Source organism: Urinicoccus massiliensis (assembly GCF_900120405.1).
Lineage (GTDB): Bacteria > Bacillota > Clostridia > Tissierellales > Peptoniphilaceae > Urinicoccus > Urinicoccus massiliensis.
This window is the reverse complement of sequence record NZ_LT635492.1, coordinates 568,049-579,648: the sequence shown is the minus strand read 5'-3', so window position 1 is coordinate 579,648 and position 11,600 is coordinate 568,049. Positions and strand designations below refer to the sequence as shown.

Here is an 11,600-nt window from a genome sequence, read left to right as displayed (position 1 = left end):
GATGAAAAAACGGCCCTTCCACCTGGGACTCTTGCTTTCCATTGTCCTACTTTTAATTGTCGGCGTTTTATTTGTAGCCAGTGCCTCTTCCTATGAGGGCCTGGCTAAGATGGGAAACAACCTCCACTTTATCAAAAGACACCTGGTCTTTTTAATTACAGGCCTGGTCTTTTTTGTCTTTGCCTCCAGGCTGTCTATAGACTTTATCCGGCGGATGAGCCTGCCCTTTTTCGCCCTAAGCGTCTTTCTCTGTGCCCTACTCTACACCCCCCTGGGGGTCAGCCACTACAACAGTGTCCGCTGGCTACAAATCCCCCTGGTTGGCTTTGAGTTTATGCCTTCAGACCTCTTAAAGTATGCGTCCATTTTTTACTTAAGCGATTATTTGGTTAAAAACCGACGGACCACTAGAAAATTTAAGACATTTGCCATGATTATTGGTATAATTGGACTATCGACGGGTTTGGTTATTTTAAAAGACTTTTCCACAGGTATGGTTATTGGCCTAAGCCTTATGTCCCTCTTTTTCGTCCTGGGAATGGAGCCCTACCAATATGCCCTATCGGGGTTGGGTGGGGGAGCCCTGGCCTTTATCATGATTCGGATGATGCCCTATCGGATGGAAAGAATGATGAGCTTTATAGACCCCTTTGATGACATCCAGGATACGGACTGGCAATTGGCCAATTCGCTTTTTGCCCATGGCATTGGAGGTTTTTGGGGCGTGGGCTATTTAAATAGCCGGTTAAAACAAGGCTACTTGCCCATGAGTTACAATGACTTTATCTTTCCCATTATTGGAGAAGAATGGGGATTTTTAGGAACGACCTTTGTGGTCCTCCTCTATTTTCTCTTTACTCTTTCGGGCTTGCAAATTGCCGGTCGGTGTAAAAATCTTTATGAGCAATTAATCGCAACGGGAATTACCATATGTATTTCCGTTCAAGCGTTTTTTAATATGGGAGTTACCATTGGGATCCTACCAGTTACAGGCTTGACCCTTCCCTTTATTTCCTATGGGGGAACCTCATTGTGGGTTTGTCTGGTGGCTGCCGGGATCTTACTGGGACGTTCGAAAAACCACTAGGAGGCTTTATGCGGATTATCTTATCAGGCGGTGGTACTGGGGGGCACATTATGCCGGCCCTGGCCATTGCAGAGGAATTAAAAAAAACAGAGGGCGTTGAGGTATTTTATGTAGGTAAGGAGGGTTCCTTGGAAGAGGAGCTGGTGCAAAGAGAGGGGATAAAATTCTACCCCATTCCCGTAGAGGGCCTGCCCAGGAAAAAAGTCTCCACCAAGACCATCCACACCATGTGGTCCCTCTTTCAAGGCATGCAGGCTTGCGGAAGGATTCTCAAAAAGATCCAACCGGATGTTGTTATTGGAACAGGAGGCTATGTTTGTGCTCCTGTGGTCTTAAAGGCCCAACAATTTGGCATTCCCACAGTTTTACAGGAACAAAATGCCTTTCCCGGCAAGGCCAACCGCTTTTTGGCCAGGAAGGCCTCCTTTGTGGCCTTGAATTTTAAGGAAGCCAAGGTCTACTTCAAGAGGAAGGACAATTTAATCTACACAGGAAACCCTGTTCGTCAAGCCTTTTTGGACCAGGCTTCTAGTAGCCAATCTCGGGAAGAAAAAGTGGTCCTATCCTTTGGTGGGTCCGGGGGACAAGAGTCAACCAATGACGCCATTAAGGAAATTTTGGCCCACCATGACCGGCTGCCCTTCCACCTGGTCCACATTACAGGCCGGGACTATTATGATGAATTTATGGAAGGCCTGGAGGAAAGAGAGGATGTGGAAATCCTATCTTTTTCCATGGAAATTCCCAAGCTGATGCAGGGGGCGGACCTGGTTATTGCCAGTTCTTCTGCCATGACCCTGGCAGAAATCAGTGCCCTGTCCAAGGCCAGTATTTTAATCCCCAAGGCCTATACAGCCGGGAACCACCAAGTCTTTAACGGCAAGAGTTACGAGTCCCAAGGGGCATCAATCCTACTTTATGAAGAGGACCTAACAGGGGAAAAACTCTATGCTAGCATTGAAAAATTATTGGAAAATGACCAAATGCGTCAAGACATGGGGCGGTGTGCAAACCGCATGTGTAACAAGGATGCAGTGAAGGAAATTGCAGAGCGAGTATTGGAGTTGGGGGCATATGGCAAAAAGAAGAAGGAAAAGGCTAACAGCTAAACAAAGAAACCGTCGCCGGGCTCTCTTTAGTATTCTCTTTATAGCCATCATAACTATAGGAGTCCACCTGGTTAAAAACAACCTGGTAACCATTAAGGACATAAGAATCCAGGGGAACAAGAAGGTTTCCCGGGAGGAAATCTTAAAAAGAGGCAGGGTGGACCTGGGAGGTAAGCTCTACAAGCAAGACGCCCAGGCCATTGAAGCAAAGATTGAGGCCATCCCCTACATCAAAGATGCCAAGGTCAAAAGAAGCATCCGGGGTATCTTATCCATCCGGGTTCAAGAGAGAAGCCCTGTGGCCCAGTTAAACTTTCGGGACCACTATGTCAATGTAGACCAGGACCTGCGGATTTTGGAAAAGACCATGCAGTTCCAACCGGACTACATTAAAATCAACGGCCTCACCATTAAAAACCTACAAATGGGGTCCTACCTCTTTTTAAATGACAAGCAAAAAGACCTGCGAAAGATGGTGACGGGGGTCTTGGAAGGGGACCTCAGGGACAAGATCCAGGCCATTGACATTAAAGACCAGGGGCTGGACCTTTTAACCAAGGACGACATCCAGGTGGTCTTTGACTCCACCAAGGACAGCGACTATAAGTGCAAGCAGCTCTTGGTGGTCTTGGAAAAAATAAAGACCATGGATAAAAATATCAGCATGATTTTAATGGACAAGGGCAAGGACCCTGTGGCCGTTACAGAAAGTAACAAGGCCCAGGCCAGGGAAGATGCCAATAATATGACTCCCCTAGAGGGAGGCAGAGGAGAAAAAGAAGAGAAAGATTCCCGGGAATAAAGGGATAATAGTTGACTATTTTGTCATTTATTACTAGAATAGAAGTATATAACTCTACCTAAGAATCACTGTCGAAAATATAGGAGGAATGAGATGTTGGATTTTGATATGGATCATGAAGACTTTGCCAGAATTAAAGTAGCTGGCGTTGGTGGCGGTGGAAATAACGCCGTAAACCGAATGATTAACAATGGAGTAAAGGGAGTTGGCTTTGTTGCTTTTAACACAGACCGTCAAGCCCTGAAAAATTCCTTTGCTGAAACTAAGATTCAAATTGGTGAAAAAACAACCAAGGGTCTTGGAGCTGGAGCAAGCCCATCTGTGGGAGAACAATCTGCAGAAGAAAGTCTTGACGAAATTCGTGAAGCCTTAGAAGGGGCAGACATGGTATTCATTACAGCAGGTATGGGCGGTGGAACCGGTACTGGTGCTGCACCTGTCATTGCTGAAGTAGCCAAGGAAATGGGCGCCTTAACAGTTGGCGTTGTTACCCGTCCCTTTACCTTTGAAGGGGTCAAGAGAAAAAAACAAGCTGAAGCAGGAATCAAGGCTTTGAAAGACAAGGTAGATACCCTGGTAATCATTCCAAATGACCGCCTACTTCAAATCAGCGACAAGAAAACAAGCTTTGCAGAAGCCTTTGAAATGGCTGATGAGGTCCTGAAACAAGGGATCCAAGGTATTAGTGATCTAATCAGTGTTCCCAGCATGATTAACCTTGACTTTGCCGATGTAAAGACAGTTATGTACGACAAGGGAATTGCCCACATGGGTATTGGCTATGCCTCTGGAGATGAAAGAGCCAAGGAAGCAGCCAAGATGGCTATCCAATCACCTCTTTTAGAAACATCCATTGAAGGAGCACGGTCCGTTTTATTAAATATTACCGGTGGTGGAGACTTAGGTATCTTTGAAGTCACTGAAGCAGCAGACCTGATTCGGGATGCAGTAGACGAAGATGCAAACATCATCTTCGGCGCAGGCATTGACGAAAGCCTAAAAGACCAAGTAAAGGTTACTGTTATTGCAACAGACTTTGACATCTACAATGAAGACAAGGCCTCATCTACCAACCCCTTGGATGCAGCTAGAAATAAGATGAAGGAAGACTTGGAAAATAAAGAAGATAAAAAGAATACAGGAGAATTACAAATTCCTGACTTTTTACGTAGATAACAAGGATACGTATCCTCAGGGATACGTATTTTTTTGTTTATTTTTATCTATTTGGAGGATCTATGAAGTGTCCATATTGCAATTACCCAGACTCTAAAGTTATCGACTCCAGACCTTCGGATGAAGCCATCCGGAGAAGACGGGAGTGCGTAAAGTGTGGAGGCCGCTTTACCACCTATGAGAGGATTGAAAAAACCCCCTTGATGGTGGTGAAAAAAGACAAGACCGTGGAATCTTTTGACCCGGACAAGCTCTTAAACGGCATGCTCCGGTCCTGCGAAAAAAGGCCTGTGAAAATGGCAACTTTGGAGGCCATTGTAGGAGATATTGAAAAAAGTATCCGGAATGAATTTAAAAAAGAAGTCAGCTCAGCAGAGCTGGGCCGGCGGGTCATGGAGGCCTTGAAAGAGGTTGATGAAGTGGCCTATGTCCGCTTTGCTTCCGTCTACCGGCAATTTAAGGACGTATCTTCATTTATGGATGAGCTGAGCCAGTTTATTGACGACAGAAAGGGAGAGAAAAAATGACCTATCCGAAACTATTGGTGAAAAGAGACATTGTATTAAAGAATGTTAAGGCCTTGAAAAAACTAACTTCTGAAAATGGAGTGGGGGTTCTTTATGGCGTCACCAAGGTTTTTTGTGCAGACCCGGAACTTGCCCAAATTTACGTTGAAGGGGGCGTAGATGGCCTGGCGGATTCCAGGATTCAAAATTTGAAAAAATTGCAAAATTTTGATATTGATAAAATCCTCTTGAGACTACCCCAACATTCAGAAGTGGACCAGGTGGTCCGCTATGCAGACATCAGCCTAAATTCAGAAATCTCTACCTTAAGAAAATTAAATGAAGCTGCCGGCAAGGCAGGTTGCCGCCACAAGGTCATCCTCATGGTGGACCTAGGAGACCTGAGAGAGGGTTTCTTCCAGGAAGAAGACTTCTACCAAGCTGTAGAAGAAGTCCTGAAGATGGACCACCTGATTTTAGAAGGAATCGGCACCAACCTCACCTGCTATGGAGCTGTGATTCCCAAGCCCCACATCCTAAAGCGTCTGGATGACTACAAACAAGGAGTCAAGGACCGCTTTGGCTATGACCTTAAGATTGTTAGTGGGGGAAACTCATCCTCTGTCTACCTTTTGGGCAAGGAAAAACTTCCCAGTATCAACAACCTCCGTCTAGGAGAAACCCTGATCCGGGGAACCGAGTCCTCCTATGGTCAACAACTACCAGGGACCAATTCCAAGGGCTGGGTCCTCCAAGCCCAAATTATTGAAATCAAGGAAAAACCTTCGGTTCCTGTGGAAGAAACTGGCCTGGATGCCTTTGGCCATGAACCGGTTTTCGTAGACCGGGGAGTTCGAAAGAGGGCCCTCATTGCCCTAGGCAAGCAAGACATTGTTAATGAGTCCCTGAATCCCGTGGACAAGGATATCATTGTCCTGGGAGGGTCCAGTGACCACACCATTTTGGATATTTCGGACTGTCAAAAGGACTACCAAGTTGGGGATATTGTAGACTTTACCCTGGACTATGTAGGGATCTTGATGACTTGTACATCTGAATATGTAGATGTTGAGATTATCTAAAGAATTTTTAACGAGAAAAACAAGGGGCCTAGTCAGAAAAACTGAACTAGGTCCCTTGTTAAAGGAGGGGGAGAATGAAGAATACGGGACTTTGCCCAAAGTGTGGCTCAAAGGATCTTTTATTGGTGCCTGGAAAGGCAGGTGCCTATGGAAGTGGAAATAATATTATGATAGGGCACAGCATTTTTTCGGCAGTTTTAGTCAACCGCTATGTTTGTTGTACTTGTGGCTTTACAGAAGAATGGGTGGACCTAGAGGACATCCCCAAGTTAAAGGAAAAATACGATCAATAGAAAGAAGCCTTGAAAAAGGTCTTTAAGAATGGGATAAGGAGAAGGAATGGATTTATTTACCCTGGAAATGGAAAACAAGTTAAAAACCACAGCCCCCTTGCCGGAGAGGATGAGGCCCAAGAGTCTTGAAGACTTTGTAGGCCAAGGCCACTTTATTGGAGAAAATCAATTTATCAACCGGATGGTTAAAAGTGGCCGGCTTAGGTCCATGCTCTTTTATGGACCTCCGGGAGTGGGAAAAACCACCCTGGCCTATATCATAGCCCAGGCCATGGACCACAACTTCATAGAATTATCGGCTGTTACCAGCGGGGTCAAAGACCTGAGAGAGGCCTTGAAAGAAGCCGAAGAAGATTTAAAAATCAGGGGCCGGCAAACCATCCTCTTTATCGATGAAATCCACCGTTTTAACAAGGGCCAACAGGACGCTCTCTTGCCCTATGTGGAACAGGGGAAGATTCTCTTTATCGGCGCTACAACGGAAAACCCCTATTTCGAAGTCAACAAGGCCCTGGTGAGTCGCTGTCAAATTTTAAACTTCCATGAACTGGATGAAGAGGACTTGAAAAAATTGGCCCTTAGGGCCCTGGAAAAAGACCAGGTCCTAAAAGACTTCCAAGCCAGCCTGGAACCCCAGGCCCTGGACTTTTTAGTCAGCCATTCCAACAGGGATGCCCGGGTCATGTTATCAGCCTTGGAAATGGCAGTTCTAACCACGACAAAAAAAGGAGACCAGCTGGTCTTGACCAAGGATGACATTAGCCAAAGTATGATGGAAAAACCCATCCTCTATGACAAGGGGAGCACCGACCACTATGACACCATTTCGGCCTTTATCAAAAGTTTACGGGGGTCTGACCCTGATGCTGCCCTTTACTGGATGGCCAAGATGTTGGTGGCGGGAGAAGATCCAAAATTCATTGCCCGGCGGATGGTGATTTTTGCCTCAGAAGACATTGGCAATGCCGACCCCATGGCCCTGGTTTTGGCCACATCCACCTTTAAGGCTGTGGAAGTCATTGGCCTACCGGAATGCAGGATCAACTTGGGCCAATGTGCCAGCTATTTAGCCTGTGCTGAAAAATCCAACCGGGCCTACCAGGGCATTAATGCCGCCATGGATTTTGTCAAAAGCCATCCCACAGCTGGCGTTCCCATGTATTTAAGAGACCCCCACAACCCAAGGGTCCAAGGAGAAAAGGAAGGGGGCTACAAGTACCCCCACCAATATCCAGACGCTTTTGTCCAACAAGACTACCTGCCAGAGGGCTTTCAAGACTTGGTCTTTTACAAGCCTTCAGACCGGGGATATGAAAAGAAAATCCAAGAAAGGCAGACCAAACGTTGGGATGGCAAGAAGGATTGGGAAGAATAGGGAGAAAAGTCTTGTCATTCAGGGCTTTATCGTCTATAATTGTTACATTAGTAGCTAAAAATAAAAATTTCCTGCTATGAAGAGAAGAGTATAGTAAATCAGCCTACAGAGAGCCCTTGTTTGCTGGAAAAGGGTGGTGGGATTTACTAGAAAAACAACTCGGAGCATCGAAAGACGTAATCTTGGCGATAACAAGAATAAAAGTGGCTTGAGCAAGATAGGTGGCACCGCGATGTATTCGTCCTATGCAGAAGGCTGCTTTTTTTATAAGGAGGTTCTATGAAACTAAGAGAAATTTATCAAGACAAAGAAAAATATTTAAACCAGGACATTAGCCTGGAAGGCTGGATTAAGACAGCCAGAACAGGAAAGAATATCAGCTTTATCAGCCTAACAGACGGGTCCAGTTTTAAACCCCTTCAAGTGGTTTTGGACCAAGACACAAAAATGGACGACCAAGTCAAGCTAAATATTTCCTCTTCTCTTAAGGTTCAAGGAAGACTTGTGGAAAGTCAAGGAAAGGGACAAGATGTTGAATTAAAGGCAGAATCCCTGGAAATCTTGGGAGAATCCGACCCTTCCTACCCCCTACAAAAGAAACGCCACTCGGCAGAATACCTAAGGACTATTGCCCACCTAAGACCCCGGGCAAACTTATTCCAAGCTGTTTTCCGAGTCCGGTCCCTCTTGGCCTTTGCCGTCCATAAATTCTTCCAAGAAAGAGGTTTTGTCTATGCCCAAACCCCTTTGATTACCGGATCTGACGCAGAAGGCGCAGGAGAAATGTTCCGGGTAACCACCCTGGACTTAAAGGATGTTCCCAGAAAAGAAGATGGGTCTGTTGACTATTCCAAGGACTTTTTCAACAAGGAAACCCACCTGACTGTTTCTGGCCAGTTACAGGCAGAAGTTTTTGCCCTGGCCTTCCGGGATGTCTATACCTTTGGCCCCACCTTCCGGGCAGAAAATTCCAACACCCAAAGACATGCAGCGGAATTTTGGATGATTGAACCAGAAATGGCCTTTGCAGACCTCCAAGTCAATATGGACGTGGCCGAAGCCATGGTTAAGTACATTATCACTTATGTTCTGGACCATGCTCCAGATGAAATGGCCTTCTTTAATGAGTTTGTGGACAAGGGCCTTTTGGACCGCCTCCACAATGTGGTTGACAATGACTTTGAACGCATTAGCTATACAGAAGCTGTAGACCTTTTGAAGAAGTCCGGACAAAAGTTCGACTATCCTGTGGAATGGGGAATTGACCTTCAAACCGAGCACGAACGCTATTTAACAGAAAAAATCTTCAAACGCCCGGTATTTGTTACAGACTATCCCAAGGAAATCAAGGCCTTCTATATGCGGGAAAATGATGATAAAAAAACCGTTGCAGCCATGGACCTCTTGGTTCCTGGCGTAGGGGAAATCATTGGCGGATCCCAAAGGGAAGAACGCTATGACATTCTAAAGAAAAAGATTGAGGACAACGGACTCAACATGAAGGACTATGAATGGTATTTAGACCTGAGAAAATATGGAACAGCCGTCCATTCAGGTTATGGTCTGGGCTTTGAACGGGCTGTCATGTATGTCACCGGAGTTTCCAACATCCGGGACGTAACAGCCTTTCCAAGAACCGTTGGACATGCAGAATTTTAAGGAGGACCCATGAAAGAATATAATCCAAAAGAGATTGAAGGAAAATGGCAAAAACATTGGGAAGAAAAAGAAGTCTACCATTGCAAGATGGACCCCAACAAGGAAAAATTCTATGCCCTGGTAGAATTTCCCTATCCCTCAGGCCAAGGCCTCCACGTAGGCCATCCAAGACCCTATACCGCCTTGGATATTGTGGCTAGAAAGAGACGCTACCAAGGCCAGGAAGTTTTATTTCCCATGGGCTTTGACGCCTTTGGCCTCCCAACAGAAAACTATGCCATTAAAAACCACATCCATCCAGCCCTAGTTACCAAAAATAATGTAGACCACTTTAAGGACCAACTCAAGGCCCTGGGCTTTTCATTTGACTGGTCCCGGGAAGTCAACACCACCGACCCCGACTACTACAAGTGGACCCAATGGATCTTCCTACAAATGTTTAAAAAAGGCCTGGCCTATAAGTCTGAAATTCCCATTAACTGGTGTACCTCCTGTAAGGTTGGCTTGTCCAATGAAGAAGTGGTAAACGGGTCTTGCGAACGCTGCGGAAGCCCTGTGGTCCACAAGGTCAAGAGCCAATGGATGTTAAAGATTACAGCCTATGCCGACCGCTTGATTGACGATTTGGAAGACGTAGACTACCTGGACCGGATCAAGGCCCAACAAATCAACTGGATTGGTCGGTCCTACGGGGCCCAAGTGGACTTTATGGTTGAAGACAGTGACAAGAAGCTGAAGATCTTCACCACCCGTCCCGACACCCTCTTTGGTGTAAGTTACATGGTTTTGGCTCCGGAACATCCCTATATCGAAGAATTTAAGGATCGAATTGAAAACCTGGACGAAATCCAAAAATACCGGGAAGAAGTGTCCAAGAAAAGTGAATTTGAACGGACAGAACTTTCCAAGGAAAAGACAGGGGTTGCCATTAAGGGCCTTTATGCCATTAACCCCGTCAACCAAAAGAAAATCCCCATCTGGGTCAGTGACTATGTCCTGATGAGTTACGGAACCGGGGCCATTATGGCCGTACCGGGCCACGACAGCCGGGACTATGAATTTGCCAAGAAATTTGACCTTCCCATCCTTTCTGTTATCAAGGGAGGGGACCTGTCCAAGGAAGCCTATACAGATATTGAAGATGGCGTCTTGGAAAATTCCGACTTCTTAAACGGCCTGTCTGTAAAAGAAGCCAAGGAAAAAATGTATGAATGGTTGGAAAAAGAAGGCATCGGAGAAAGACACACCAACTACAAGTTAAGAGACTGGGTCTTCTCCAGACAAAGATATTGGGGAGAACCAATACCCCTCGTTTATTGCGACGACTGTGGATGGGTCCCTGTAGATGAAAAAGACCTTCCCTTGACCCTGCCAGAAGTAGAAAATTATGAACCAACAGACAATGGAGAATCCCCCCTGGCTAAAATTGACTCCTTTGTCCATACCACCTGTCCAAAATGTGGGAAGCCAGCAAAACGGGAAACAGACACCATGCCCCAATGGGCTGGATCTTCTTGGTACTATCTAAGATATACAGACCCCCACAATGCAGAAGCCTTGGCCAGCAAGGAAGCCTTGGATTATTTCACCCCAGTGGATTGGTACAATGGAGGTATGGAACACACCACCCTCCACTTGCTCTATTCAAGATTTTGGCACAAGTTCCTCTATGATATTGGAATAGTTCCCACTAAGGAACCCTATATGAAACGGACTTCCCATGGCATGATCTTGGGAGACAATGGGGAAAAGATGTCCAAGTCCAGGGGCAATGTCATCAACCCCGACGATATCGTCAACCAATACGGGGCAGACACCCTGAGAACCTATGAAATGTTTATTGGGGACTTTGAAAAATCCGCTCCCTGGTCCGACAATGGCGTCAAGGGCTGCCGTCGTTTCTTGGAAAGAGTTTGGAAATTACAAGACTCCATTGTAGATGGGGGAATTCGCCCAGAAATGGAAGTCCTGACCCACCAAACCATTAAAAAGGTCAGCTTTGACTATGAACACTTGAAGTTCAACACAGCCATTGCCCAACTCATGACCTATTTAAATGAAATCAACTCCCTGGGGTCCATTAGCCAGGAAGAATTAAAAATTTTCCTGACCCTTTTGAACCCTGTGGCTCCCCATATTACAGAAGAATTGTGGACCCTGGCTGGATTTGAAGGCTACCTCCACGATACCAGCTGGCCAGAATACGACGAAGCCAAGACTGTGGAAGACAGTATTGAAATCCCAGTCCAATTTAACGGCAAGGTCCGCTTCACCGTCAAGGTTCCTAGAGAAGCTGGCAAGGAAGAAGTAGAAAAAATCGTCAAGGCAGAAGAGGCCTTTGCAGACCAAGTTGGGGACAAGAATGTAGTAAAAGAAATCTACGTTCCTGGCCGAATCTACAATATTGTTTTAAAATAAGTGAAGATAAGACCAAAAGCGATGGGTTAGTCCCGTCGCTTTTTTGTATGTGTAGATAATTAATATGGACAAAAAATTTTGTAGGGGCGGCCC

General features: G+C 45.8%; 10 protein-coding genes and 1 other annotated feature. All 10 genes read left to right on the top strand.

Going from position 1 to position 11,600, the window contains the following annotated elements; translation table 11 throughout:
- The first annotated feature begins 1 nt into the window (after position 1).
- A complete protein-coding gene (locus tag BQ7400_RS03160) occupies positions 2-1,087 on the top strand; it encodes an FtsW/RodA/SpoVE family cell cycle protein (RefSeq protein WP_083553254.1) in 1,086 nt (361 codons plus the stop codon).
- Between the two features lie 8 nt (positions 1,088-1,095).
- A complete protein-coding gene (gene murG / locus BQ7400_RS03155) occupies positions 1,096-2,196 on the top strand; it encodes an undecaprenyldiphospho-muramoylpentapeptide beta-N-acetylglucosaminyltransferase (protein WP_072469442.1) in 1,101 nt (366 codons plus the stop codon).
- Entirely contained in the window at positions 2,162-2,998 is an 837-nt protein-coding gene (locus BQ7400_RS03150) for a cell division protein FtsQ/DivIB (protein WP_072469441.1), read from the top strand. The genes murG and BQ7400_RS03150 overlap by 35 nt, the downstream gene beginning before the upstream one ends.
- 93 nt (positions 2,999-3,091) lie before the next feature.
- Complete coding sequence (gene ftsZ / locus BQ7400_RS03145; RefSeq protein WP_034439464.1) at positions 3,092-4,174, top strand: cell division protein FtsZ; 1,083 nt, start codon at positions 3,092-3,094, stop codon at positions 4,172-4,174.
- Positions 4,175-4,236: 62 nt separating this feature from the next.
- The gene (gene nrdR / locus BQ7400_RS03140; protein WP_034439462.1) at positions 4,237-4,701 is read left to right on the top strand and encodes a transcriptional regulator NrdR; all 465 of its coding nucleotides are present in this window, start codon (positions 4,237-4,239) and stop codon (positions 4,699-4,701) included.
- Positions 4,698-5,762 carry an alanine/ornithine racemase family PLP-dependent enzyme gene (locus BQ7400_RS03135; protein ID WP_072469440.1) on the top strand — a complete coding sequence of 355 codons (1,065 nt, stop codon included), beginning with the start codon at positions 4,698-4,700 and terminating at the stop codon, positions 5,760-5,762. Before nrdR ends, BQ7400_RS03135 begins: the two co-directional genes overlap by 4 nt.
- 74 nt (positions 5,763-5,836) lie before the next feature.
- Complete coding sequence (locus tag BQ7400_RS03130; RefSeq protein ID WP_072469439.1) at positions 5,837-6,055, top strand: hypothetical protein; 219 nt, start codon at positions 5,837-5,839, stop codon at positions 6,053-6,055.
- Between the two features lie 46 nt (positions 6,056-6,101).
- On the top strand, positions 6,102-7,430 hold the full coding sequence (locus BQ7400_RS03125; RefSeq protein ID WP_072469438.1) for a replication-associated recombination protein A: 1,329 nt from the start codon (positions 6,102-6,104) through the stop codon (positions 7,428-7,430).
- Positions 7,431-7,497: 67 nt separating this feature from the next.
- Positions 7,498-7,679 (top strand) — a binding site (T-box leader).
- 30 nt (positions 7,680-7,709) lie between these two features.
- On the top strand, positions 7,710-9,089 hold the full coding sequence (gene asnS / locus BQ7400_RS03120; RefSeq protein ID WP_072469437.1) for an asparagine--tRNA ligase: 1,380 nt from the start codon (positions 7,710-7,712) through the stop codon (positions 9,087-9,089).
- Between the two features lie 9 nt (positions 9,090-9,098).
- Positions 9,099-11,507, top strand: coding sequence for a leucine--tRNA ligase (gene leuS / locus BQ7400_RS03115; RefSeq protein WP_072469436.1), 2,409 nt, complete (start codon positions 9,099-9,101; stop codon positions 11,505-11,507).
- Positions 11,508-11,600: the final 93 nt, after the last annotated feature.